Origin of the sequence: Streptomyces sp. TRM68416, assembly GCF_014596915.1 — a bacterium.
In the GTDB taxonomy this organism is placed as follows: Bacteria; Actinomycetota; Actinomycetes; order Streptomycetales; family Streptomycetaceae; genus Streptomyces.
Map to the genome: position 1 here is coordinate 36,966 of NZ_JACVWU010000022.1, position 23,982 is coordinate 60,947.

General features: G+C 71.6%; 25 protein-coding genes. 13 read left to right on the forward strand and 12 right to left on the reverse strand.

The window, feature by feature from the left end:
* Positions 1-65 precede the first annotated feature (65 nt).
* Both ICC28_RS30140 and ICC28_RS30145 read left to right on the forward strand, forming a co-directional pair.
* Complete coding sequence (locus tag ICC28_RS30140) at positions 66-1,037, forward strand: LLM class F420-dependent oxidoreductase (RefSeq protein WP_188291920.1); 972 nt, start codon at positions 66-68, stop codon at positions 1,035-1,037.
* Between the two features lie 88 nt (positions 1,038-1,125).
* On the forward strand, positions 1,126-2,157 hold the full coding sequence (locus ICC28_RS30145; RefSeq protein WP_188291921.1) for a hypothetical protein: 1,032 nt from the start codon (positions 1,126-1,128) through the stop codon (positions 2,155-2,157).
* Positions 2,158-2,230: 73 nt separating this feature from the next.
* Here the strand turns inward: ICC28_RS30145 and ICC28_RS30150 are convergent, their stop codons facing one another.
* The 3 genes from ICC28_RS30150 to ICC28_RS30160 form a co-directional block, all read right to left on the reverse strand.
* Positions 2,231-2,722 (reverse strand): DUF6328 family protein, encoded by a 492-nt coding sequence (locus tag ICC28_RS30150; protein WP_188291922.1) that lies wholly within the window; start codon positions 2,720-2,722, stop codon positions 2,231-2,233.
* Positions 2,723-2,779: 57 nt separating this feature from the next.
* A complete protein-coding gene (locus ICC28_RS30155) occupies positions 2,780-3,763 on the reverse strand; it encodes an aldo/keto reductase (protein ID WP_188291923.1) in 984 nt (327 codons plus the stop codon).
* A gap of 61 nt (positions 3,764-3,824) precedes the next feature.
* Positions 3,825-5,030 (reverse strand): FAD-dependent monooxygenase, encoded by a 1,206-nt coding sequence (locus ICC28_RS30160; protein ID WP_188291924.1) that lies wholly within the window; start codon positions 5,028-5,030, stop codon positions 3,825-3,827.
* Between the two features lie 313 nt (positions 5,031-5,343).
* On the opposite strand from ICC28_RS30160, the gene melC1 reads away from it, so the two are divergent.
* From melC1 to ICC28_RS30175, 3 genes are all read left to right on the forward strand, one after another.
* Entirely contained in the window at positions 5,344-5,700 is a 357-nt protein-coding gene (melC1, locus tag ICC28_RS30165; RefSeq protein ID WP_188291925.1) for an apotyrosinase chaperone MelC1, read from the forward strand.
* Between the two features lie 34 nt (positions 5,701-5,734).
* Complete coding sequence (gene melC2, locus ICC28_RS30170; protein WP_188291926.1) at positions 5,735-6,559, forward strand: tyrosinase MelC2; 825 nt, start codon at positions 5,735-5,737, stop codon at positions 6,557-6,559.
* 88 nt (positions 6,560-6,647) lie between these two features.
* Entirely contained in the window at positions 6,648-7,097 is a 450-nt protein-coding gene (locus tag ICC28_RS30175; RefSeq protein ID WP_188291927.1) for an SRPBCC family protein, read from the forward strand.
* Between the two features lie 9 nt (positions 7,098-7,106).
* On the opposite strand, the gene ICC28_RS30180 is transcribed toward ICC28_RS30175, so the two are convergent.
* The gene (locus ICC28_RS30180) at positions 7,107-7,793 is read right to left on the reverse strand and encodes a ribonuclease H (protein ID WP_188291928.1); all 687 of its coding nucleotides are present in this window, start codon (positions 7,791-7,793) and stop codon (positions 7,107-7,109) included.
* A 45-nt stretch (positions 7,794-7,838) separates the two neighbouring features.
* Positions 7,839-8,639 carry a VOC family protein gene (locus ICC28_RS30185; RefSeq protein WP_188291929.1) on the reverse strand — a complete coding sequence of 267 codons (801 nt, stop codon included), beginning with the start codon at positions 8,637-8,639 and terminating at the stop codon, positions 7,839-7,841.
* Between the two features lie 343 nt (positions 8,640-8,982).
* On the opposite strand from ICC28_RS30185, the gene ICC28_RS30190 reads away from it, so the two are divergent.
* From ICC28_RS30190 to ICC28_RS30205, 4 genes are all read left to right on the forward strand, one after another.
* Entirely contained in the window at positions 8,983-9,882 is a 900-nt protein-coding gene (locus tag ICC28_RS30190; protein WP_188291930.1) for an SGNH/GDSL hydrolase family protein, read from the forward strand.
* A gap of 83 nt (positions 9,883-9,965) precedes the next feature.
* Positions 9,966-11,087, forward strand: a complete 1,122-nt coding sequence (locus tag ICC28_RS30195) for an IS630 family transposase (RefSeq protein ID WP_317454126.1) — start codon at positions 9,966-9,968, stop codon at positions 11,085-11,087.
* 47 nt (positions 11,088-11,134) lie between these two features.
* Positions 11,135-11,707: a S1 RNA-binding domain-containing protein gene (locus tag ICC28_RS30200; protein WP_188291931.1), complete on the forward strand. Its 573-nt coding sequence runs from the start codon at positions 11,135-11,137 to the stop codon at positions 11,705-11,707.
* A gap of 186 nt (positions 11,708-11,893) precedes the next feature.
* On the forward strand, positions 11,894-12,745 hold the full coding sequence (locus ICC28_RS30205) for an NAD(P)-dependent oxidoreductase (RefSeq protein ID WP_317454130.1): 852 nt from the start codon (positions 11,894-11,896) through the stop codon (positions 12,743-12,745).
* A gap of 48 nt (positions 12,746-12,793) precedes the next feature.
* Here ICC28_RS30205 and ICC28_RS30210 read toward each other — a convergent pair whose 3' ends face one another.
* Positions 12,794-13,276, reverse strand: a complete 483-nt coding sequence (locus ICC28_RS30210) for a VOC family protein (protein ID WP_188291933.1) — start codon at positions 13,274-13,276, stop codon at positions 12,794-12,796.
* Positions 13,277-13,399: 123 nt separating this feature from the next.
* Here ICC28_RS30210 and ICC28_RS30215 point away from each other — a divergent pair, with 123 nt between their 5' ends.
* The 3 genes from ICC28_RS30215 (at position 13,400) to ICC28_RS30225 (ending at position 15,971) form a co-directional block, all read left to right on the forward strand.
* A complete protein-coding gene (locus tag ICC28_RS30215; RefSeq protein WP_188291934.1) occupies positions 13,400-14,596 on the forward strand; it encodes an epoxide hydrolase family protein in 1,197 nt (398 codons plus the stop codon).
* A 110-nt stretch (positions 14,597-14,706) separates the two neighbouring features.
* Positions 14,707-15,345: an ATP-dependent Clp protease proteolytic subunit gene (locus ICC28_RS30220; protein WP_188291935.1), complete on the forward strand. Its 639-nt coding sequence runs from the start codon at positions 14,707-14,709 to the stop codon at positions 15,343-15,345.
* Between the two features lie 23 nt (positions 15,346-15,368).
* Positions 15,369-15,971 carry a ClpP family protease gene (locus ICC28_RS30225; protein WP_188292033.1) on the forward strand — a complete coding sequence of 201 codons (603 nt, stop codon included), beginning with the start codon at positions 15,369-15,371 and terminating at the stop codon, positions 15,969-15,971.
* Positions 15,972-16,116: 145 nt separating this feature from the next.
* On the opposite strand, the gene ICC28_RS40825 is transcribed toward ICC28_RS30225, so the two are convergent.
* From ICC28_RS40825 to ICC28_RS30240, 3 genes are all read right to left on the reverse strand, one after another.
* A complete protein-coding gene (locus ICC28_RS40825) occupies positions 16,117-16,539 on the reverse strand; it encodes a helix-turn-helix domain-containing protein (RefSeq protein ID WP_188291936.1) in 423 nt (140 codons plus the stop codon).
* A 100-nt stretch (positions 16,540-16,639) separates the two neighbouring features.
* Positions 16,640-17,095, reverse strand: coding sequence for an ATP-binding protein (locus ICC28_RS30235; RefSeq protein WP_188291937.1), 456 nt, complete (start codon positions 17,093-17,095; stop codon positions 16,640-16,642).
* A gap of 98 nt (positions 17,096-17,193) precedes the next feature.
* Positions 17,194-18,444, reverse strand: a complete 1,251-nt coding sequence (locus tag ICC28_RS30240; RefSeq protein WP_188291938.1) for a DUF6777 domain-containing protein — start codon at positions 18,442-18,444, stop codon at positions 17,194-17,196.
* 162 nt (positions 18,445-18,606) lie between these two features.
* Between ICC28_RS30240 and ICC28_RS30245 the strand changes: the two genes are divergently transcribed.
* On the forward strand, positions 18,607-19,878 hold the full coding sequence (locus ICC28_RS30245; protein WP_188291939.1) for a streptophobe family protein: 1,272 nt from the start codon (positions 18,607-18,609) through the stop codon (positions 19,876-19,878).
* Positions 19,879-19,973: 95 nt separating this feature from the next.
* On the opposite strand, the gene ICC28_RS30250 is transcribed toward ICC28_RS30245, so the two are convergent.
* Genes ICC28_RS30250 through ICC28_RS30260 form a run of 3 tightly spaced genes read right to left on the reverse strand, consistent with a single transcriptional unit; the run spans position 19,974 to position 23,916 of the window.
* Positions 19,974-21,005 (reverse strand): serine/threonine-protein kinase, encoded by a 1,032-nt coding sequence (locus tag ICC28_RS30250; protein ID WP_188291940.1) that lies wholly within the window; start codon positions 21,003-21,005, stop codon positions 19,974-19,976.
* Positions 20,995-21,567, reverse strand: a complete 573-nt coding sequence (locus ICC28_RS30255) for a hypothetical protein (RefSeq protein ID WP_188291941.1) — start codon at positions 21,565-21,567, stop codon at positions 20,995-20,997. Before ICC28_RS30255 ends, ICC28_RS30250 begins: the two co-directional genes overlap by 11 nt.
* Before the next feature lie 9 nt (positions 21,568-21,576).
* Positions 21,577-23,916, reverse strand: a complete 2,340-nt coding sequence (locus ICC28_RS30260; protein ID WP_188291942.1) for an FHA domain-containing protein — start codon at positions 23,914-23,916, stop codon at positions 21,577-21,579.
* Positions 23,917-23,982 lie beyond the last annotated feature (66 nt).

The following is a 23,982-nucleotide window of genomic DNA, read 5'->3' on the forward strand; positions in this document are numbered from 1 at the left end:
CCTACCCGCGTGACCGAAGCACGGACGAGTCGTTTTCCCGACCTTGGGGCGGGGACTCGGGCCCCATGGTGCAAATCGGATACACGATGATGACCGAGCAGGCCGGCCCGCGTGATCTCGTCGACCATGTGGTGCGCGCCGAGGAGGTGGGCTTCGACTTCTCGGTGACCTCGGACCACTACTTTCCGTGGTTGCGTTCGCAAGGGCACTCGCCGTACGCGTGGAGTGTGCTGGGCGCGGCGGCCCAGGCGACGCGGCGGATTCCGCTGATGACGTACGTGACGTGTCCGACCTTCCGCTACCACCCGGCGGTGGTGGCGCAGAAGGCGGCGACGATGCAGTTGCTCTCCGAGGGCCGCTTCCGGCTCGGGCTGGGCTCCGGCGAGAACCTCAACGAGCATGTGGTGGGCGGCGGCTGGCCGTCCGTCGACATCCGGCACGAGATGCTGGAGGAGGCGATCGGGATCATCCGGGCGCTCTTCGACGGCGGCCACGTCACCCGGCACGGCACCCACTACGACGTGGACTCGGCCCGCCTGTGGGACCTGCCGGACCAGCCGCCGCCGATCGGTGTCGCCGTCTCCGGCGAGCAGTCCTGCGCGCTCGCGGGCAGGCTCGCCGACCTGATGATCGCCACCGAGCCGAAACCGGGCCTGCTGGAGGCCTTCGACCGGCACGGTGGCGAGGGCAGGCCGCGCGTCGGCCAGCTGCCCGTCTGCCACGACCGGGACCGGGACACGGCGGTCAGGCGCGCCCATGCGCAGTTCCGCTGGTTCGGCAGCGGCTGGAAGGTCAACGCGGAGCTGCCGCACCCGGATTCCTTCGAGGCGGCCACCCAGTACGTCACCCCGGACGACGTCGCCTCGTCCATCCCGTGCGGTGACGACCCGGACGACTTCGTGGAAGCGGTGCGGCCGTACGTGGAGGCCGGTTTCACCGAGGTCGCCCTGGTGCAGATCGGCGGCGAGTCGCAGCCGGCGTATCTGGACTGGTCGGAGAAGACGCTGCTGCCGGCGCTGCGCGACGCCTTCGGATGACACACCGCGGGGTCGGCAAACCGGCGCATGCAGGTGCATATAGGCTTCGGTCTCCGTACCGTCCGGCCCTGCCCCAGGAGTGTCCTCCGTGACCGTAGCGCTCGCCCCCTCCGAGACGTCCCCCGCGCCCCTGTCCGACCTCGTCGCGCTCGACGCGCGCGAGTTCGGGGCGTACGCGCGGACCGGAGGGTGGGCCTTCGGTCTGAAGGTGGCGCGCAGCGTGCGGCCCGGCGGCCAGCACGCGGACGACACGCCGAAGGTCTCGGCGAAGGAGTTCGCCGAGCTCGCGGGCTGTTCCGCCGAGCGTGTCCTGCGCTACTACAAGGCCTGGGACCGGGCAGCCGACGACGGTCTCGTCCCGCACTTCGAGGCACTCGTGCCGGGGCAGGACGTGGAGCTGCCGGACGCCGACGTGTGGCTCAGCTACTACGTCTCGCGCAGCAGCGCCACGTCCGAGCGCGGCACCGCTATCAGCGAGGCCGCCGAGGCCGAGGGCATCCGGCCGACGAAGGCGCTGGAGGTCGCGGAGAACCCCACCGCGCTGCGCGCCGCGATCCTCGCCGACCCCTCCACCGCGCGGGCGGCCCGCCAGGCGCTGCTGGACCGGGTGCGCGAGGACCCCGAGCTGCAGGCGGAGCTGGCCCGTGACGTCGTGCGCACCGACGACCTGAAGAAGGCCGTCGCCACCGAGAACAGGGCCGCGGACCGGATCGGGTACGTGCGTCAGATCGCCGAGTCGGGCCGGATCAGGACGCCGGCCGGGCAGACCGTGGACGCGCCCGTCGACGTACGCCAGGAGGCCGAGCGGCATCTGTCGCTGATCGAGGAGCTGGAGGACGACGAGGACACCGGCGAGTGGGCCACCGAGGCCTACGACACCATGAAGAACCTCGTCGCCGAGACCGTGGAGGCCGATCCCGAGCTGCGGGTGCAGGAGCGGCGGACGAAGTTCTACAGCAGCCTGCAGAAGGCCACGAAGGTGTTCGAGGAGCTGACCTTCGACGACGTCCAGGAGTTCGTCGAGGACGACATGGTGGAGCAGTTGGAGGAGCTTCAGCGTGCCATCGCCTCGTGCATCGCCGAGCTGCGCGGCGCCCGGGGCACGGGGGCGGCCGAGTAGCCGCGCTCGGCCCGAGCCGCCGCACTCGGGCCGCCGGGGCGCGGCACGCGCGAGCGGTTCGCCGCGCTGCCGGTCAGTCCCTCGACGTGTAGCGGCGCCGGGTCCACAGGGGCAGGCCGAACCAGCACAGCAGGTACCACAGCACCACCGCGGTGACGATCCAGGGGACGAAGCCGTCGTGCGTGGCGACCCGCAGGATCAGCAGCAGCGAGGCCGTCATGGTGGCCAGCAGCAGCACCAGGCCGACGAAGGTCAGCCGGGAGGCCCACTCCACGGCGCGCGGCTTGATGCGCCGCCCGGAGACCAGCCGGTGCAGGGACACCGGCCCGATCAGGGCGCCGGTGGCGGCGGCGCCCAGGACCACGGTCACAATGTAGATGGTCTGCTCCGTGTCGCCCAGCTTGGCGTACGTGGGCGTGAACACGACCGTGAGCAGGAAACCGAAGAGTATCTGGACGCCCATCTGCGCGACGCGGACCTCCTGGATAAGCTCGGACCACATACGGTCGGCTCGCTCGTCCTCGGTCTCGTTGCGGCCGGTGCGTCTTGGGGCTGCCTCCGCCATGGGCTCCGGGTGACCCGGGGAGTGATCGGTCAAACGGGCACCCGGAGCCGTGCGCTGCTACCAGCGGGCCTCGACCTGGTCCTTGATGCGACGGTCGTACAGGTCGCGGATCGCGGCGAGCGTCCGGTCGGACAGTTCCGGCAGCCGGGCCGCGGCGGCGTTGGCGCGGGCCTGCTCGGGCGAGCGGGCGCCCGGGATCACGGTGGTCACGCCTGGCTGCTGGATGATCCAGCGCAGGGCCAGCTGGGCCGGGGTGTACCCCTCCGGGACGAGGGCGGAGAACTCGGCGGCCGCCTCCACGCCGGTCGTCCAGTCCACGCCGGAGAAGGTCTCGCCGACGTCGAAGGACTCGCCGTGCCGGTTGTAGGTGCGGTGGTCGTTCTCCGGGAAGACGGTGTCCTTGGTGTACTTGCCCGACAGCAGGCCCGAGGCCAGCGGGACGCGGGCGATGATGCCGACGCCGGCCTCCCGGGCGGCCGGGAGGACCTCGCGCAGGGGCTTCATGCGGAAGGGGTTGAGGATGATCTGCACGCTCGCCACGCCGGGGCGGGCGATGGCGGTGAGCGCCTCCTCGCAGGTCTCCACGCTGACGCCGTAGGCGGCGATCCGCTCCTCCTCGACCAGGGTGTCGAGGGCGTCGAAGACCTCGTCGGTGGAGTAGACGGGCGTGGGCGGGCAGTGCAGCTGTACGAGGTCGATGCGGTCGACGCCGAGGTTGCGCCGGGAACGGTCGTTCCAGGCGCGGAAGTTGTCCAGAACGTAGTTCTGCGGGATCTGGTCGACGCGGCGGCCCATCTTCGTGGCGACCAGCACATGCAGGTCGGGGCGGCCGCTCAGGAAGCCGGCGATGGTCTGTTCGCTGCGTCCGTCGCCGTACACGTCGGCCGTGTCGAAGAAGGTGACTCCCGACTCGGCCGCCGCCTCCAGTACGGAGAGGGCCTCCTTGTCGTCGACGTCTCCCCAGTCGGCACCCAGCTGCCAGGTGCCGAGTCCTACGACGGATGCGTGCTGCTGCGACCTGTCGAATGTGCGCTCGTCCATGGCGTCAGTGTGTCATCCGCCGGGCGGGAGTGCGGAACGGGATCCTCCGCGGTCGGCGGGGCTATTTGATCCTCCGGGCGTGCACCGTGCGGGCCACCTTCGGGCCGAGCCAGCGCTTGAGCCGGCGCAGCGCCTCCAGTTGTCCGGCGGCCTTGTCCACGCGGTAGTAGAGCTGGGGCGGGACGTAGGGCAGCAGGGGTGAGTGGCGCTGGCCGAGGAGGGCGAACATGTGCTCCGGGGGCAGGCCGATGTAGCGGGGCAGGTTCTCGTACCACTGGGCGCTGTAGCGGGCCGCGCTCTGCACGGGCAGCAGGGCCGTCTTGCGTTCGTGTTCGTAGCGGGCGAGGGCCTGCGGGAGGTCGGTGTGCGCGCGCAGGGCGGCGGCCAGGGCAAGGGCGTCCTCCAGGGCGAGGGTGGTGCCGGCGCCGATGGAGTAGTGCGTGGTGTGGGCGGCGTCGCCGAGCAGGACGAGGTTGTCCCGGTGCCAGGTGCGGTTGGTGAGGGTGCGGAAGTTCAGCCACTGGGGGCCGGCCGGACCGGCGGCGGACCGGCCCATCAGGGGATGGCCGTCCAGTACGTCGGCGAACAGCCTTTCCAGTACGGCCAGGCCGTCGGCCTCGCTCGCGCGGTCGAGGCCGAGGCCGGTCCAGGTGTCGGGGGCGCATTCGATCACGCAGGTGCTGCGGTCGGGGCCGAAGCCGTAGCCGTAGCACCAGATCCAGCCGTGGTCGGTCTCCACGAAGGCGAAGGTGAAGGCCTCGAAGACCTTGGAGGTGCCGAGCCAGATGTAGCGGTTGCGGCCGGTCTTCAGGTCGGTGCCGAAGTCGTCGGCGTGGCGGCCGCGCAGGGCGCTGTGCACGCCGTCGCTCGCGACGACCAGGTCGGCGGCGGGCGGGTCGGCGGCGTCGATCTCGTGCTCGAACTCCAGCCGTACGCCGAGGGAGCGGGCCCGGGCGGCGAGGATCTCCAGCAGCCGGTGGCGGCCGATACCGAAGCCCTCGTCGCCGCTGTGACGGGTCGCCAGACCTCGTACGTGGGCGACGCCGTCGCTCCAGCGCACCGAGTGGTCGGCGAGGGCGCGGGCCGACTCCGGGTCGTGTGCTTCGAGCCTGTCGAGGAGTCCGCGCCAGTAGGTGACGCCCCAGCCGTAGGTGGAGCCCTCCGGGTTGCGCTCGTGGACGGTGATGTCGTGGGACGGGTCCTGCAGCTTCAGCAGGATCGAGAGGTACAGGCCGGCGGGCCCGCCTCCGACGCAGGCGACCTTCACACATCCCCCTGGGAGTTACCGAAAGCGTTCATATGGCGACGCAGAGTAGCAGGGCTTTGCGCCAGCTTTCCCGGGTGAGGCACGTCACCGGCGGCGCACCGGCCCGCGAAAGATCACCGGGAACGGATGGTCCAGGGGAAGGAATTGCCCCTTCCGGCGATATGCACCCCACCCAGAGACAAGATCATCTTCATTCAATCTTGCACTGCATGTGGCCAATTGTCCTGATCACGCCCAACCGGTCGCGGGACCCGCCACCGAGCGGATAGGCATGCCGGGTCGCAAACCGGCCACACCTCGGAAGGACCCTTCCATGCCCGAACTGACCCGGCGTCACGCGCTCGCCGCCGCGGCCGCCCTCGCCGCCACACCCGCCGTGGCGGCGAAGGCGACCGCCCACGAGCACCACTCCCCCGACACCTTCGACGAGGTCTACAAGGGCCGCCGCATACAGGGCCGCCCCCAGGCGGGCGGCGGCCACCACGACCACCACGGCGCCGGCTACGCCGTGTTCGTCGACGGAATGGAACTGCACATGATGCGCAACGCCGACGGCACCTGGATCAGCGTCGTCAGCCACTACGACCCGGTGGCCACCCCGCGCGCCGCCGCCCGGGCCGCGGTCGACGAACTCCAGGGCGCGGCCCTGCTGCCGTTCCCCGCCAACTGAACCGTCCCCCACGCACTTTCGGGAGCACCCGCACATGACCGTCCGCAAGAACCAGGCGAACCTGACCTCCGAGGAGAAGCGGCGGTTCGTCGCCGCCGTCCTGGAGCTCAAGCGCAGCGGCCGCTACGACGAGTTCGTCACGACGCACAACGCCTTCATCATGGCCGACGTCGACAACGGCGAGCGCACGGGCCACCGTTCGCCGTCCTTCCTGCCCTGGCACCGCAGATTCCTGCTCGACTTCGAGGAGGCCCTGCAGGCGGTGGACGCCTCGGTCGCGCTGCCCTACTGGGACTGGACCGCCGACCGCACCACGCGCTCCTCGCTGTGGGCGCCCGACTTCCTCGGCGGCACCGGACGCAGCCTGGACGGGCGGGTGATGGACGGGCCGTTCGCGGCGTCCACCGGCAACTGGCCGATCAACGTGCGCATCGACGGCCGCACCTACCTGCGCCGGGCGCTCGGCGCTTCCGGGCGGCCGCTGCCGACGAGGGCCGAGGTCGACTCCGTACTCGCCATGGAGACCTACGACATGGCGCCCTGGAACAGCTCCTCGGACGGCTTCCGCAACCACCTGGAGGGCTGGCGCGGGGTCAACCTGCACAACAGGGTGCACGTCTGGGTCGGCGGGCAGATGGGCACCGGCGTCTCCCCCAACGACCCGGTGTTCTGGCTGCACCACGCCTTCGTCGACAAGCTGTGGGCGGACTGGCAGCGGCGCCACCCCGGCTCCCCCTACCTCCCGGCCGCGGGCACGCCGAACGTGGTCGACCTGGGCGACACGATGAAGCCGTGGAACAACGTGCGGCCCGCCGACCTGCTGGACCACACCGCCCACTACACCTTCGACGCCGCCTGAGACCGCCCGCGTCTGTTTGCCCCGCAGGCCACGCGGTAACCCGTGGCCGGAGCAGACAGTGTCGAAGAAGTCGTGGGAAGGAACGGTCATGTCGCAGGTCGAGCAGTCGGTCGAGGTCGGCGTCCCGGTGCACACCGCCTACAACCAGTGGACGCAGTTCGAGACGTTTCCCGAGTTCATGAGCGGTGTGGAGCGCATCGAGCAGCGCACCGACACCCTCACCCACTGGGTGACCAACGTGGCCGGGGTGCACCGGGAGTTCGACGCGGAGATCACCGAGCAGATCCCGGACGAGCGGGTCGCCTGGACCACGGTCGCCGGCGAGGCCCGTCAGGCGGGGGTGGTGACCTTCCACCGGCTCGACGACGAGCACACCAAGGTGATGCTGCAGATGGAATTCCATCCCGACAGCATCACCGAGAAGGTCGGCGACAAGCTCGGGTTCGTCACCCGGCAGACCAAGGGTGACCTGGAGCGCTTCAAGAAGTTCATCGAGGAGCGCGGACGGGAGTCCGGCGGCTGGCGCGGGGCGGTGTGAGCTCCGCGGTCACCCGGCGCCCTGTGTGCGGCACTCCGGGTGCCCCCAGCCCTCGGCGTTCTTCGCGATGGGCTCGCCCGCCGCATAGGAGCGGCCGCACAGGCAGCGCCCCGGGAACTTCGCCTTGATGGTGCGCGAGGAGGAGCCGCCGCTCTTCTTCGCGGCCGCGGGGCGGCGGCGTGCCGCCTTCGCGGGCGGGGCGTCCGAAGCCGCCGGGGGTTCCGGGGAGCCGAGGGCGCTTCCGGCGGGCTCCTGCACGACGGCCGCCTGGCTGGCGGCGCGGTCGGCGAAGTCGTTGAGCCTGTCGCCGTCGACCTGGTGGGCGGGCACGTAGCGGAACTCCACCGAACGGCCCTCCAGGAGCTCGTCGATGCGTACGACGAGCTCCTGGTTGGCGACCGGCTTGCCCGCCGACGTCTTCCAGCCGTTGCGCTTCCAGCCGGGCAGCCAGGTGGTGACGGCCTTCATGGCGTACTGCGAGTCCATCCGGACCTCCAGCGGCACGCCGGGGTCGGTCGACGCCAACAGGCGTTCCAGCGCGGTCAGTTCCGCGATGTTGTTGGTGGCCCGGCCCAGCGGTCCGGCCTCCCAGCGGGCGGGGGTCTCCGTCTCGTCGGCGACGACCCAGGCCCAGCCCGCCGGCCCGGGGTTTCCCTTCGAAGCCCCGTCGCACGCGGCCACTACTCGTTCACGCATGTGCCGATCATGCCATGGGCCGGCGGGCCCTCCGGGCACACCCGGTCAGACGTCGGTGAGCTGCGGCAGCTCGCCCTCGGTGGTCGTGACGTCGATCACCGAGAAGTTCGCGCCCTGCGGGTCGCTGAGCGCCGCGAACCGGCCGAAGGGGGTGTTCATCGGCCCGAACCGCAGGACGCCGCCGAGCTTGGTGGCCCTGGACACGGCCTCGTCGCAGTCGGGGACGGTGAAGTAGACGTTGATGTACGCCGGGACCTCCGGCGGGAACTCCTCCGTCATCTTCATCCGGCCGAGGACGGTGTCGTCGCCGATGTTGAACAGCCGGAAGTCGACCGCGTCGTCCTGCATCTGCTGTGCGCTGTAGCCGGGGAAGACGGCGGGGAAGAACGTGTCAGACTTCTCCGGCTCACGGGTGAAGATCTCGGCCCAGCAGAACGCGCCGGGCTGCTCGGGCGGCGCCTCGAAGCCCTCGTGCGCGCCCGCCTGCCACACGCCGAAGACGACACCGCTCGGGTCACGGCCCAGGCACATCGTGCCGAAGTCGCCGACCTGCATCGGCTCCATCAGCACCTCGCCGCCGTTGTCCCGGATCCGGGCGGCGGTGGTGGCCGCGTCCGGGGACGCGAAGTAGAGGCACCACTGCGACTGGCCCTCCTGGCCGGGCATCGGCGGGACGACGGCGGCGACCGCCTTGCCGTCCGCGTAGGCCTGGGTGTAGTTGCCGTACTCCGTCGCTTCCTCGCCGAAGGTCCAGCCCAGCACGTCGCCGTAGAAGCTCTTGGCTCCCTCGACGTCGGTGAACATCGCATCGGCCCAACACGGGGTTCCCTCTGGCTGTACAGCCATGACTGCGGCCTCTCCGAATCGGTGGTCGGTCCCGCTCCTCACGCTAGCCATGAGCCGCCAGAACCGCGCGCCGAACGACGCGGTCCGTTCCGGACCGGGAGTGCCGTGCGTAATCGGGACAGGGCAGGCGACGGGGACGGGACGATGCGCGCGAGCGGGGTGTGCCGCGCCGCGCCGACCTGCCCGTCACGGAGGGTCACCCGCCGGTGCCCTTGCCAGTTCCTGCTGATCGCGGCCGACCGGGTGTGAAACGGGGCACGGCCGAGCGGCCGAGGTCTTCCGCCGGCCGCTCGGCTGTGCTTGCCTGGGGAGCCGATTTCGGTGCCCGGGGCGGGAGTTGCGCATGCGGAAGCCGTTCGTCGTGGGGTTGCTCCTCGCCGTGCTGCTGCTCGGCGGGTGCGGGGATCCGGAGTCCGGCCCGCCGCGGGAACCGGCCGGACTGCCGAAGGCCTCGGCCACCACGCACCAGCGCGCGCCCGCCTCCCCGAGCAGCTCCCCGAGCGCCGCCCCGGTGAAGGCGCCCACGGTGCTGTACCTCGGCGACTCGCTCGCCATGGAGGCCCAGAAGGTGCTCGGGCAGGAGCTGCGCAAGCAACTGCGCGCCACGTACACGAGCGCCCCCTACTCGGGCACCACGCCGTGCGACTACCTGGAGGGCACCGGCGAGCGGTCCCTGGTCCCGGACGCGGACAAGGCGGCCGCCCTGGTCCGCAAGGTGCGGCCGGACTTCGTGGTGCTGCAGTTCTGGGGAAACGCCTGGGGTTACACGTGGTGCATGGACGGCATCACCCATGACGCCTCCCCCGAGACGTACTTCCGGCGGTACGCGGCCGACCTGAAGCGGCTCACCGACCAGATCGCCGCCGCCGGGGACGCCCGCATCGTCTGGGTGCTCCAGGGCCCGGACCCGATCACCCCCGACCGGGTGCGGCGGGTGAACACCCTCTACGAGGAGCGGGCCGCCGCCTCGGGTGCCCTCGTCGCCGACGCCGGTCGGACGGTGAGCGCGGCCGGGGCCCGGAACACCTGGGTGCAGCACCTGCCGTGCACGGCGTACGAGCGGGCGCACCCCGACTACTGCACCGAGCCGGCCAGCGACCGGACGGCCCTGCACCGCGACGACGACTACCTGCACTTCTGCCTGGCCCCCACCACCGCCACCCCCAAACCGTGCCCGGCACGCTCACCCGGCATCCTGCGCATCGCACGGGAGATCACCCGGGTGATCGGCGAGCGTCTCTAGTGCTCTGACCGCATAGGTTGACCGGTTTGGTGATCGTGGCGGTTGGATGGGTGGTGACGTCCGATCCGACCGCTGGAGGTGCGGTGGCCGAGCCTGTCCGTGTGCGCAGACTGACCGATCAGGAGGGGCAGAAGCTGCAGCAGATCGTGCGCCGGGGCAGCACCAGTTCAGTGCGGTACCGGCGCGCGATGATGCTGCTGGCCTCGGCCGGCGGGAATCGGGTCCCGGTGATCGCCAAGCTGGTGCAGGCCGACGAGGACACCGTCCGGGACGTGATCCATCGGTTCAACGAGATCGGCCTGGCCTGCCTGGACCCTCGATGGGCGGGAGGCCGTCCCCGCCTGCTCAGTCGTGACGACGAGGACTTCGTCGTTCAGACGGCCACCACCCGCCCCACCAAGCTCGGCCAGCCCTTCACCCGCTGGTCCATCCGTAAACTCGCCGCCTACCTGCGACGTGTTCACGGCCGCGTGATCCGGATCGGCCGCGAGGCGTTACGGTGCCTGCTGGCCCGCCGCGGCATCACCTTCCAGCGCACCAAGACCTGGAAGGAGTCACCGGACCCCGAGCGTGACGCCAAGCTCGACCGCATCGAGCACGTGCTGGAACGCTTCCCTGACCGGGTGTTCGCGTTTGACGAGTTCGGCCCGCTTGGTATCCGGCCCGCCGCCGGCGCGTGCTGGGCTGCTGCTGGTCACCCCGAGCGCCATCCCGCGACGTACCACCGCACTCACGGAGTGCGGTACTTCCACGGCTGCTACTCGATCGGCGACGACACCCTGTGGGGCGTCAACCGTCGCAAGAAGGGCGCCGCGAACACCCTGGCCGCGCTCAGATCGATCCGGGCCGCTCGCCGGGATGGCGCCCCGATCTACGTCATCCTGGACAACCTGTCCGCCCACAAGGGCGACACCATCCGCCGCTGGGCGAAGAAGAACAGGGTCGAGTTGTGCTTCACCCCGACCTACGCGTCCTGGGCCAACCCGATCGAAGCCCACTTCGGACCGCTTCGGCAGTTCACCATCGCCAACTCCCACTACCCCAACCACACCGTCCAGACCCGGGCCCTGCACGCCTACCTGCGCTGGCGCAACGCCAACGCCCGCCACCATGACGTCCTGGCCGCCGAACGCCGTGAACGCGCCCGCATCCGCAGCGAGAAAGGCATCCGCTGGGGCGGACGTCCCCTCAAGACCGCAGCGTGACCGCACTTCCCGCCCAGTGCACGGCTCCTCGTGAAAGGCTTGGGAGCATGATGGGTGGACCGTCTGAGAACCCAGAACTCTGGGCCTTCCTGGAATCACTGCACCGCGGCGAACTCCTTTCCGGCACCGTCACAGCGATCGAACGGTTCGGTGTGTTCGTGGCGCTGGACGACGGACCCGACCATCCGGTCTTCCCCGGCGTCGGGTTCATCTCCTTCGCTGAACTGTCCTGGCGACATTTCGACGCAGCCTCCGACGTCGTGCAGATCGGACAGCGCCTCTCATGCGAGTTCCTCCAGTTCGACACGTGGAACCTGGAGGCCAGACTGTCCTTGAAAGCCACACAGCCGGACCCCTTTCAGGCATTCGCCGACACCATCGCGGTGGGGCAGAAACTGCCTGGCCAGGTCACCAAGCTGATCCCGTTCGGCGTCTTCGTCCAGGTCGCCGACGGAATCGAGGGACTGGTTCACCTGCGAGAGCTCGCCTGGACATCGGTGGAGACTCCATCGGATGTCGTCCAGGTCGGCGACAAGATCACGGTGGCCGTCACCGAGATCGACCGAGAGCGACGCAGGCTAGCCCTCTCCCGACAACAAGGCTCATCCGCCGACATGTGATGCGCCGCCTTCCTGCGGCAGCTCCCTTGCGCGAGTGATCCTGAACGTCTGCTCAGTCAAGGAGGCACACTCCGCAGGCCGGTGAACCTTTGCGGTCACAGCACTAGGCGGAGACGGGCAGGTCGGCGCCGTCGAAGGGCGGATGGCGATCGACGCCCGTCCGCTCGGCCGCGTCGATTCACCGTCATCGGACTCGGCCTGATGGGCCAGGCCCTCGCCGGCGCGTTCCTGAAGGCGGGGCACCCCACGACCGTGTGGAGCCGTACGGCGGCCAAGGCCGACCAACTGCTCGCCGAGGGCGCGGAGTTAGCACCGACCGTTGCCGACGCGCTGAAGGCGTCCCCGCTTGCGGTCGTCTGCCTCACCGACTACCGGGCCGTCCACGAAGTGCTCGGCGCGAGCGAAGTCGACCTGGAAGGCACCCTGTTGATCAACCTGACCTCGGGGGACTCGGCCCAGGCCCGGGAGACCGCGCGGTGGGCCGGGCAGCGCGGTGCCCGCTACCTGGACGGCGCCATCATGGCCGTACCGCCGGTGATCGGGACCGAAGAGGCGGTAATTCTGCACAGCGGGCCGGAGGCGGAGTTCGAGGCGCACCGGGCGACGCTCGGCGCGCTCGGCACTGTCGCCCACCTCGGTCCGGACCACGGGCTGGCGTCCCTGTACGACGTGGCCGGCCTGGCGATGATGTGGAGTGTCCTGAACGCCTGGCTCCAGGGCACCGCCCTGCTGCGTACGGCCGGTGTCGACGCGGCGGCGTACGCGCCGTTCGCGCAGCGGATCGCGGCCGGGGTGGCCGGCTGGCTGCCCGGTTACGCCGAGCAGATCAACCAGGGCTCCTTCCCGGCGGAGGTGTCGGCCCTGGAGACGGACGCACGGGCGATGGCGCACCTGATCGAGGAGAGCGAGGCGGTGGGGGTCAACGCCGAACTGCCGAGGCTGTTCAAGGCGATGGCCGACCGCGCGATCGCCGCCGGGCACGGCGGGGAGCAGTATCCGGTGCTCATCGAGGAGTTCGGCAAGCCCGGCGACGCCTGACGCGAGGCGCCGGCCGCTCCCCCGTGCGGGCGGCCGGCCCGGCGGTCCTCACTCGCCCGCGTACGCCTTCTCCAGGGCGGCGAGGTCCAGCTTGTGCATGGACAGCATCGCCGTCATCGCGCGCTCCGCCTTCGCCGGGTCAGGGTCGCTGATCATGTCGTCGAGCCTGCTGGGGGTGACCTGCCAGGACACGCCGTACTTGTCCTTGAGCCAGCCGCAGGGGCCGGGCTCGCCGCCGTCCTCGGTCAGCTTGGTCCAGTAGTAGTCGATCTCCTCCTGGTCCTCGCAGTGGATCACGAAGGAGACGGCCTCGCTGAACTTGAACTCGGGGCCGCCGTTGAGCGCGAGGAACTTGTGCCCGTTGGCCGTGAACTCGACGGTCAGCACGGTGCCGGCCGGGCGCGGGGAGCCCTCGGTGTAGTGGGCGACCCGGCCGATGCCGGAGTTCTTGAAGACGGACACGTAGAAATGGGCGGCTTCCTCGGCCTCGTTGTCGAACCAGAGGCAGGTGGTGAATCCGTCGGTGGTCATGAGTACCTCCTGGGTGGTGGAACGCAGTCATCTGTATCGACCGGTCCTCGCCACGGAACTCATCGGCCGCCGCGGAGATTAATCCCGGTGGCCGTACCGCGGCCCCGGCCTAGCATCCGGATCATGACGCCTCCCGACGACACCGTCCGCCCCTTCCGCCTCGCCGTCCCGCAGAGCGACCTCGACGACCTGCACACCCGTCTCGACCTCACCCGCTGGCCGGACGACCTGCCGGGCACGGGGTGGGCGTACGGCGTGCCGGCGGACTGTCTGCGCGCGCTCGTACGGCACTGGCAGCACTCCTACGACTGGCGCGCGGCCGAGGCCCGGCTCAACGAGTGGCCGCAGTTCACGACCGTGATCGACGGCTCGAACGTCCACTTCGCCCATGTCCGCTCGCCCGAACCGGACGCCACCCCGCTGATCATCACCCATGGCTGGCCGGGGTCGATCGTGGAGTTCCTCGACGTGGTCGGGCCGCTCACGGATCCGGTCGCGCACGGCGGCGACCCGGCGGACGCGTTCCATGTGGTGGTACCGAGCATTCCGGGATTCGGACTGTCCGGGCCGCCGGCCGACACCGGCTGGGGCGCGGGCCGGGTCGCCGGTGCCTGGGCGGAGCTGATGCGGCGGCTGGGTTACGAGCGGTTCGGCGCCCAGGGTGGCGACTGGGGGTCGGCGATCTCCCGGGAGCTGGGCCGCCTGTTCCCCGACCGGGTGATCGGCGTGCACCTCAACCTGCTGCCGGGCGCGCAGGCCACGCACGAGCCGACGTCCGAGGAACTGGACGCGCTCGACGCCGAGGAGCGGGAGCGGACGCTGCGGTCGTGGCGCCGCTGGCAGGACTGGACGAGCGAGGGCACCGGGTACGCCGTACTGAACTCCACCCGCCCGCAGACCCTGGCGTACGCGCTCAACGATTCGCCGGTCGGCCAACTGGCGTGGATCGTGGAGAAGTTCGCCGAGTGGACGGACTCGGAGGGGCTGCCCGAGGAGGCGGTGGACCGGGACCGGATGCTGACGAACGTGATGCTGTACTGGCTGACCGGGACGGCTGGTTCGGCCGCGCGCATCTACTACGAGCGGGCTCACGACCCGAGTTGGGCCGCGAAGGTCGCCGCGCCGTCGACCGCGCCGACCGCACTGGCCCTCTTCCCGGGCGAACTGCACCTGCCGCTGCGGCACAAGGCGGACCGGACCGAGAACATCGTGCGCTGGACGGAGCTGGAGCGGGGCGGGCACTTCGCGGCGATGGAGGAGCCGGATCTGCTCGTCGGCGATGTGCGGGCGTTCTTCCGGCAGTTGCGCGAGCAGGGGTGATCCGGCGCTCTGCCCGTGGCGAATCTGCCGCGGGCAGAGAAAGCGCTGGCGGGCGGTGTCCGCGGTCAAGAGTGGAGGGGACGGCATCCACGCCACGACCGGGAGGACCGATGACCGCACTGCCCACGCTCGCCCCGCGGGCGGAGGAGGGGGACACCCCGCCCACCCGCTTCGACGACCATCTGGCCGCCCAACTGCTCGCGCAGCGGATCGTTCTGCTGGGCACCCAGGTCGACGAGGTTTCCGCGAACCGGGTCTGCGCCCAGTTGCTGATCCTGTCCGCGGAGGATCCGCGCACCGACATCGCCCTGTACATCAACAGCCCGGGCGGCTCGGTGCACGCGGGGCTCGCCATCTACGACACGATGCGGCTGATCCCGAACGACGTGGCGACGCTCGCCATGGGCTTCGCGGCCAGCATGGGGCAGTTCCTGCTCAGCGTCGGCACGCCCGGCAAGCGGTTCTCGCTGCCGAACGCGCGGATCATGATGCATCAGCCGTCGGCGGGCATCGGCGGCACCACCGCGGACATCGAGATCCAGGCGGAGAACCTGGAGCACACCAAGCGGACCATCGAGCGGCTCACCGCGGAACACACCGGCCAGAGCCCGGAGACCATCTCCCGGGACGGCGACCGCGACCGCTGGTTCACGGCCGAGGAGGCCAGGGAGTACGGCATGGTCGACCGGGTGGTGGAGTCCCTCACGGACGTCCGCCCGGCCGCCTCCAAGCGACGGATGGGGCTGTAGTCATGGGGAGTTACCCGATGTCCATGGGGAGTTACACGATTCCGAACGTCATCGAGCGCACTCCGCAGGGCGAGCGGTCCTTCGACGTGTTCAGCCGGCTGCTCAACGAGCGGATCATCTTCCTCGGCACGGAGATCGACGACGGGGTCGCCAATGTGGTCATCGCGCAACTGCTCCATCTGGAGTCGTCGGCGCCGGAGAACGAGATCGCAATCTACCTCAACTCGCCCGGCGGCTCGTTCACTTCGCTGATGGCGATCTACGACACGATGACCTACGTCCAGGCGCCGGTCTCCACGTTCTGTGTGGGACAGGCGGCGTCCACGGCGGCCGTGCTGCTGGCCGGCGGGGATCCCGGGCGGCGGTTCGTGCTGGAGCACGCGCGGGTGCTGCTGGGGCAGCCGGCCACCGGCGGCAGCCGGGGCACGGTCTCCGACCTCGCCCTCCAGGCCAAGGAGATGGTCCGGATCCGCTCCCAGGTCGAGGAGGTCCTGTCGCGCCACACCCACCACGACGTGGCCACGCTGCGCGCGGACATGGACCGCGACAAGGTGTTCACCGCGGAGGAGGCGGTGGCCTACGGCCTGGCCGACGAGGTGGTGAGCCGGCGCCTCGCACGGGTCTGAGTCGCCGGGGCCGTCGCGGTCGGGCGGCCAAGCACAGTCGGCCGGACGCAGTCGGCCAGGCAGAGTCTGCCGTGCACTGCTGGCCGGACACAGTCGGCCGGGGGCTGTCGGCCGGGCGCAGTCGGCCGGGCACAGGGCGTCGTGGTCAGGCGGCCAGGCACAGGCCGTCGTGGGACGAGCCGGCCGTGCCGCTGCTCCTGGCGGAGCTGTGCCGACTGCTCAGGCGGATCAGTTCGCCCTGCGCCCGGGACAGCAGGTCACCGAGGCCCAGTCCCAGGGCGTGGGCGGCGGCCGCGAGCACCTCCGAGGAGGCCTCCTTGCGGCCGCGCTCCACCTCGGAGAGGTAGGGCATGGAGATCCGGGCGGCGTCGGCGACGTCCTTCAGGGTGCGCTCCTGGGCGAGGCGCTCGCCGCGCAGGACGTCACCGATCAGGTCGCGCCACAGGGGTTCCCTGGGTGCGGGTGCTCCGGGCCGTCCCGGCCCCCGGGGTGCGGTCGGGGCGGCCGGGCCGGCGGCCTTGGGACGCAGCGGGACGACGCGGGCTTGGTCGGGCGCTCGGTTGCTCACCCGTTCAGCCTAGGAGCCATGGCCGTCGGAGCAAGGGATCGGCGTTCCGCCCTGGGGGAAATCAGCGGAACCGGCGGGTCCGGGTCCCCGCCGGTGACGGTCAGCCGCCGCCGAGCCGCACCACCGCGCGGACCCGCTTGCCGACCGGTACGCGTTCGACGGCGACCTCGGCGGCGAGAGCGTGCACTATTTCCAGGCCGTGCCGGCCGACGCGCTCGGGGTCCCGGCCGTAGCGCCGGGGCAGGGCGGCGCTGCTGTCGTAGACGGAGACCGCGATGCGGGTGTCCGTGCCCTCCAGGTCGAGGATGTAGGGACCGTTGCTGTGCCGGTCGGCGTTGGTGACCAGTTCGCTCACCACGAGGAGCAGTTCCTCCTCGGTGCGGGCACCGATCTCGGCGCACCATTCGGTGCGGAGCCGGCCGACGAAGCGGGCGGCGAAGGAGCGCGCCTCGGCGATGCAGCCGGGCTCGCCGCTGTAGTGCGCGGCCCGCCGCAGCGGTTCCACGGGCACGTCGAAACCAGTCGGAATCACTGACCCGTCCACCTGCTCGATCATGCGTTTCTCTCTCGGGAAGCCGGCCCGGCCGGATGCTGCTGCACCAGGGCTCGTACCCCGTGCCCGGCGCGGCAGTCCCCGTCGCGGTTTCGGCTGTGTCACACCTCCGGTGACTGCGCGCTCGGGAACGCGGGGGCCGACTGCGTCGTCGTGGCCGCCGTGTCGGAGGCGAGCGGCGGCTCGGGGGCGGACGTCTCGGGCGTGTCGGGCGTTTCCGGTTCAGTCGTCGAGGGTTCGGGGGACGGCGATTCGGACTCCGGGGGCGTGGTGGAGGGGCCGGTCGAGGTCGGCGGGCAGGACGTCTCCGCGCCGGTGGGCGTGCCGCTCGGTGTGCCGGTGGGCGTGCCCGTGGCCGTCGGTGGACAGGGGGTCGTGCTGCCGGGGGACGGCGTCGGCGTCTCCGAGGGTTCCTCGCTCACCGACGGGGACGGCTCGTGGGCCGGCGGGTCGGTCTTCTCGTCCTTGCCGCCGGTGTCGCCGGGCTCCCGGTGGAACCAGTCGTCGCGGTCGGGGTCGTAGACGACGAAGACGTTGATGACGACGGTCGCGGGAGAGACCACCACGACGTTCGAGGGGCGGTACGACGGCCAGGAGTCGCCGGTGTGCTTCGGTGCGGTCTGCTGGGCGACCGGCGGGGTCAGCGGGTTGCCGCAGGCGCAGCGCACCCGGGGCACTCCGCGGTCGTCGACGAGGACGGCGGTGCCGGTCTGGAGGACGGCCTGGTAGCTGGTGGCGGCGCCGTCGCGGTAGCCGTGGTTGGTGACGCGGGTGTCCATGCGCAGTTGCAGGGGGGTCAGCGCGCGCAGGTAGGCGGGGACGCCGGAGGGGTCGACGCCGGCGACGGAGGCGAAGGCGCGGTTCTTGTCGGGCTGCGCCTGGAGCGCCTTGATCTGCCGCTCGACGTCGCACGCGGCGACGTTGCGGGTGCCGCCGTACAGGCCGGGCGCGCCGCCGTCGACTCCGCGCACCGCGCCCGCCGAGGCGGATTCGGTGGCCGGGGAGGCGGAGACGGGCGGGGCGGAGCTGTCCGTGGCGGTGGATTCGGTGAACGGGTCGGGGCCCGTCTTGGAGGCGGCCTGGAGGAAGACCTCGCCGTCGGAGCCGGAGCCGCCGCCGGTGCGGCTGAAGACGACGGCGAGGACCACGGCGGCCGCCACGACGGTGGCGAGCACGGCGATGCGGGGCACGGAACGCCACCAGGGGCGGTGGGGTTCCGGTCCGGGGCCGGTGCTCCCGCCGCCGCTGCCCGGAGGCTGGGAGGGCGGGCCGGAGGGCGGCTGCGAGGGACCCGACAGGGGGCCCGAGGGGGGTCCTGTGGGGCGGCCGGAGGACGGAGGTTCGACGCTCACGAGCCCTTCTTCCCGATGTGGGATCCCGGCGGATTTCATGCGTTTACACCGCTTTGGTCCACATCCGACACCATTGTGTGCTCCGATCGGGTGCAGTCCGCAAGCCGACGCGGACGGACCTCCCGGCAGGCGGGTCCGGCGGCGGCTGCTTAGCGTGGCAGGGTGAGTCCGCGAACCCCCTCCGACCAGGCACTCCCCCGTCACGGCTGGGCGCAGGCCGGTGTCGCCGTGCTGGCCGCGGTGCTCGCGATGGGGGTGGTCGCCGCGCTGGGACTGTGGGCGGCCGGCGCGAGGGACCTGCCGGACAACGCCTTCCCGCGGGTGGTGGCCGCGACGGTGGTCACGGCCGTCGGCGGCACCGTCGAGCTGTCGGGGACGGCCGGCGGGCTCGCCGAGTCCGACGCGGACCTGACCGTCGTACCCCTGTCCGTGACGCTTGTCGGCGCCCTCGTCCTGGCCGCCGGTTTCCTGCGGCCGCTGCGCCACCGGGCCGTCGCCGGGGCGCGCGAACTGGCCGGGTGGGCCGCCCGCCTGGGCGCGCTGTGGCTGCTGGCCCTGCTCGGCCTGGCCCTGGCCGCCCGCCAGACCTTCGCCGTGTCCCTCGGCGACGACGCGCTCGCCGACCTCGGTGACCTGTTCGGCGTCTCGCCGGAGGTCGGCTTCACCACGGACGTGCCGCTGACGCTGCTGTTCGGCCTGCTGTGGGCGGCGGGCGTGCTGGTGCTGGCCCTGCTGGTGTCGCGGGGCGCTCCGCTGCCGGCCCGGCTGCTGCAGTTCCAGGAGTCGGTGCGGCCCGCCGCGTACGCCATGGTCGTGCTGCTGCTCGCGAACGTCGTGCTGGGCGCCGTCGTCGGTCTGGTGGTGGCGGTGACGCGCGGTCACGCGGCGGAGACGCTCGCCGTGCTGCTGCTCGGCCTGCCCAACCTGGTATGGCTCGCGCTCACCATCGGCCTCGGCGCCACCTGGGAGGGCCGGGTCGACGGGCCGTTCGGGCTGCCGATGCCGCACGTCCTGGACGAGGTGCTGCGCGGTTCCGACACCGCGACGCTCAACCTGAGCACGCTCTCCGACCATGACGGCCGGGTGTGGTGGCTGGTCGCCGTCGAGGCGGTGCTGCTGCTCGCCGCCGCGTTCGTCATGGCGGCCCGCTCGCCGCGCCGGATGCAGGCCTGGCAGCACGCGGTGCACCTGGCGGTGGCGCTGACCCTGACCGTCCTGATGATCTGCCTGGTCGGCCGGATCTCCGCGCACTACGGCCTGTCGGTGCTCGGCATCGGGGACCTCGGCGGCGATCTGGGCGGGAAGCTGTTCCTGGAACCACGGCTGTGGACCGCGCTGGGCTTCGCCGCCCTGTGGGGCCTGATCGCGGGCCCGCTCGGCGGCCTGCTGGCGGGGCCGGTGCACCGGCGCGGCGCGGTGGAGACGGAGCGCTGAGACCGGGCGGTCGAGTCGGCCGACGGTGACGAGCGGGGCGGGCCGTGCGGAACGTCTCCACGGCTCCGAGAACACCCCCGGTGAACACCCCCCGGTCACCAAGGTGTTCGGGAGGCAGCCGCTGGTGCCTCGCTTCGGCCCACGGGGGCGAAGACGGGTTCAGCCCACCGCGGCGGTGCCTTGGGGCCGTCCGCGCTCTCCTCCACGGCCTTCAGGTCGACCTGTGTCGCCGGATGGCCGAGGTCCCCGGCGCCCCGGAAGGCAGTGCGCAGGGCGGCGACGAAGGCGAGGCAGGAGTCGTAGCGGTCGTCGGGGCTCTTGGCCAGGGCGCGGGCGAAGACGGCGTCGACCGCGGTGGGCAGGTCGGGGCGGGCCTCGGTGAGCGGGGGCGGGTCGTCGTACTGGTGGGCCCAGAGCAGGGCCATGTCGTCGTCGCGCCGGAAGGGCGGGCGGCCCGCCAGGCATTCGTGGACGACGCAGGCGAACCCGTACACGTCGCAGCGGGCATCGACCGGCTTGCCCGAGATCTGCTCGGGGGCCACGTAGTCGAGGGTGCCGACGAACTGGCCGACCGTGGTGAACCCGGTCAGCGACAGGGACTTCTTGGTGAGTCCGAAGTCGGTGAGGTAGGCGTGCTCGGGGTGGTCGCTGTCGGTGCCGCGGGCGACCAGGATGTTGCCGGGTTTCACGTCCCGGTGGACGAGCCCGTGCTCGTGGGCCGCGTCGAGTGCGGAGGCGACCTGGGCGGCGATGCGGACGGTCGCGGCGGGCGTCAACGGGCCCTCGCGGTCCAGGAGATGGCGCAGGTCGCGGCCGGCGACGTAGCGCATGGCGATGTACAGGACGCCGTCCGTCTCGCCGGCCTCGAAGACCGGCACGATGTGCGGGTGGTCGATCGCGGCGGCGGCCCGGGACTCGTGGGTGAAGCGGCGGCGGAAGGTGTCGTTGCGGGCGAGTTCGGGGGCGAGCAGCTTGAGGGCGACGGTGCGCTCCAGGCGCAGGTCGCGGGCGCGGTAGACGACGGCCATGCCGCCGCGGCCGATCTCGCGCTCGATGCGGTAGCCGGCGATCTGCTTGCCGACCAGCTCGGAGGGCCGGCCGGAGAACAGGCTTGCCTCACGGGCCATCGGGGGTCACCACCTGGGTGGGGGCGTGACCGGCGCCCGGGGTGGCGGTGGGGGGCGCTTCGTCCGGTGTGGCGGTGCGGGGCGCATCGTCCGGGGCGTAGGTGCTCAGTCGCAGGCCGTCCGCGTAGGCCCACCGTCCGCGTTCGGCGTCGTAGAGCCAGATGTGCTCGCCGTCGACGACGACGCCGATCCGCAGGCCGCGGGTGCGGCCGCGGAACGACTCGCCGTCCAGGCCGCCCGCCGCCAGCTCCTCCACGGCGGCCCGGTAGCGGGCGAGGGTCTGTTCGGCGCGGGCGAGCTGCGGGCGCGGGTCGGCGGTGCGGGCCAGGGATGCGTCGGCGGTGGGCGGGTCCTGGGGTACGGCGATCAGGCGGCGGCCGTCGACCCAGGCGGACCAGCCGTTGGCGCACAGCACCCGCGCCCAGTCGCCGCGCCGTTCGCTGAGCTGCACCGGCAGCAGCGGGTCGAGGGCCACGGTGGGCCGGGCGGGGTCGGGGGCCTCCCAGGCGGGCATCCCGTGCTGCGGGACGACGTGGGTGGGCAGGAAGCCGGGGGTCGCCATGGGGTGGGCCTACTTCCGCATCACGACGGGTTCGTGCCGCCGCAGCAGCCGGGAGACCAGGTAGCCGAAGAGCGCCGAGAGCACGACCAGCATGGCCACGTTGAGCAGCCACACGCCGGCCGCGTGCTCGAACAGGGGGTCGCCGGTCAGCTCGCCCGGCACGATCCGCGCCAGATCGACGGTGCCGGCCATCGCGCCCAGCGCCCACCGCGAGGGCACCAGCCAGGCGAGCTGTTCCAGGCCGGGCACGCCGTCGAGCTTCAGCAGGGCGCCGCAGAAGACGACTTGGACGATGGCGAGCAGCACCAGCAGCGGCATCGTCACCTCTTCCTTGCGCACCAGGGCGGAGACCAGCAGCCCGAGCATCATCGCGGTGAAGCCCAGCAGGGCGACGGCGACGGTGATTTCGACCAGTGGGGCCAGCAACACCCCTTTCCCTCCAGGCGCGTTGAGATCGACGCCGAGCAGGGCGACCAGGGTCAGCACCACCGCCTGGAGGACGGTGACCGTCCCGAGGACCACGATCTTCGACATCAGGTACGCCGATCGGGACAGGCCGACGGCGCGCTCACGGCGGTAGATCACGCGTTCCTTGACGAGTTCGCGCACCGCGTTCGCCGCTCCCGTGAGGACGGCGCCGACGCACAGGATGAGCAGCGCGTTCATCGCCGTCTCCTGGGTCAGCTCGCCGCCGGCCAGGGCGCGGGCCATGGCGCCCATCACGAACGGCAGGGCGATCATGATGGCGAGGAAGGTGCGGTCGGCGCTGAGCGCGGTGGTGTAGCGGCGCACCAGCGTGCCGAGCTGGGCGCCCCGGCTGCGCGGCCGGGGCGGCGGGGTGATGACGACGGGTCCGGAGCGCGGCAGGCGGGGTTGTGCGGTGGCGTCGCTGACGTAGCGGCGGTGCAGGGGTGAGGTGCGGTAGTTCCCGGACCAGTCGCGGTCCTGGTCGCGTTCGAAGGCCTCGAAGGCCTCGGGCCACTGTGCGAAGCCGAAGAAGGCGAGGGCGTCCTCGGGCGGGCCGTAGTAGGCGATGCGGCCGCCGGGGGCGAGCACCAGGAGCCGGTCGCAGACGTCGAGGCTGAGGACGCTGTGGGTGACGACGATGACGGTCCGGCCGTCGTCGGCGAGGCCGCGCAGCATGTGCATCACCGAGCGGTCCATGCCGGGGTCGAGTCCGGAGGTCGGCTCGTCCAGGAAGAGCAGGGAGGGCTTGGTGAGCAGTTCCAGGGCCACGCTCACGCGCTTGCGCTGGCCGCCCGACAGGCTGTGCACGGGCTGTCCGGCGCGCTGCTGGAGGCCGAGTTCCTCGATGACCTCCGCCACCCGGGCGCGGCGTTCGGCCTTGGCGGTGTCCTGCGGGAAGCGCAGTTCGGCGGCGTAGGTCAGGGCGTCGCGGACGGTGAGCTGGGCGTGCAGGATGTCGTCCTGCGGGACCAGGCCGATGCGCTGGCGCAGTTCGGCGTAGTCGCGGTAGAGGTCGCGGCCGTCGTAGACGACGGTGCCGTGGTCGGCGGGCCGCTGTCCGGTGAGCGCGTTGAGGAGGGTGGACTTTCCGGCGCCGCTGGGGCCGACGACCGCGAGCAGGCACTTCTCCCCGACCGGGAAGGAGACGTGGTCGAGGAGGGTCTTGCGGCCGTGGTCGACGGCGACGTTGAGGTCCTGCACCTCCAGGGAGACCTCGCCGGTGTCGACGTACTCCTGGAGCTCGTCGCCGACCAGGCAGAACGCGGAGTGTCCGATGCCGATCACGTCGCCGGGGCCGACGAGGGCGACGGTGACGGGGCTGCCGTTGAGGTAGGTGCCGTTGTGGCTGCCGAGGTCGGCGATCTCGTGGCCGCCGTCGGGCAGGGAGCGCAGTTCGGCGTGCCGGCGGGAGACCACGAGGTCGTCGATGACGAGGTCGTTGTCGGCGGCGCGGCCGATGCGGACGGTCCGGGCGGGAAGCTGCCGGACGCTGGTCGGCTGCCGGAAGGTGCCGGTCCGGGCGGGCATGGAGACCGCCGAGGGGCGCTCGGGTGCCGGTTCGACGCGACCGAGCAGGATGGCGCGCGGGCCGTCGGCGGGACTGCCGAAGCGGATCACGGTGCCGGGTCCGACGTCGTCGTCGCGGACGCGGTGGCCGTTGGCGTAAGTGCCGTTGGTGCTGCCCTCGTCGTGGAGGGTCCAGTGGTCGGCCTCCGGGTGCAGCACCGCGTGGTGCCAGGAGACGCGGGCGTCGTCGATGACGATGTCGCTGAGCGGGTCGCGTCCGACGTGGTAGTCACGGACCGGGGTCATCACGGTGGAGCCCGACTCGGTCTCCAGCACGAGCACGGGCGCAGTCGGTGCCAGCGGCCGCTCCGCCATGCCAGAATTCTACCGATTCACCCATATGTGCGCCCCTCGCGGGATCCGGGACCCGGACTCCGTGCG